Source organism: Pseudomonas sp. NBRC 100443, from assembly GCF_030268185.1.
In the GTDB taxonomy this organism is placed as follows: domain Bacteria; phylum Pseudomonadota; class Gammaproteobacteria; order Pseudomonadales; family Pseudomonadaceae; genus Pseudomonas; species Pseudomonas citronellolis.
The window spans coordinates 1-395 of record NZ_BSQE01000071.1; the positions used below are offsets into that span (position 1 = coordinate 1).

Consider the following 395-nt stretch of genomic DNA (forward strand, 5'->3'; position numbering starts at 1 on the left):
CCTCGTCCTCCCCGGATTCGGCGCTGTCCCGACTTCTGCCCGCTGTCGCTGTTGTACGGGGCCAGGCCCACCAGGGCGGCGATCTGGCGGCGGTTCAGTTGTCCCAGCTCCGGCAGATAGGCCAGCAGCCCAGCCGCGGTGACCGGCCCCACGCCTTTGACTTGGCATAATTGCTGGGCCTGTTCTGCGTCCACGACGTTCATCGCTTTGGCAATTTCCTTGTCATAGCCGCGGATCGTTTCTTTAAGCGCCTTGATGGCGCCTTCCAGGCATTGGCGGACGAAGGAATCCCGGGCTTGATGCAAACGACGACGTTCATCATCGCGCTGGCTGACCAGTTGCTCTCGGCGTTGCACCAATTCCCGTAGCCGCTCGCGCTCTGGCGAAGGCACCGT

The 395-nt window shown here is 63.0% G+C and carries 1 protein-coding gene; it reads right to left on the reverse strand.

Features of this window, described 5'->3' with window-relative positions:
• On the reverse strand, positions 1-395 hold a 395-nt coding region (locus tag QSJ95_RS32570), incomplete at both ends, for a transposase (RefSeq protein ID WP_285647892.1).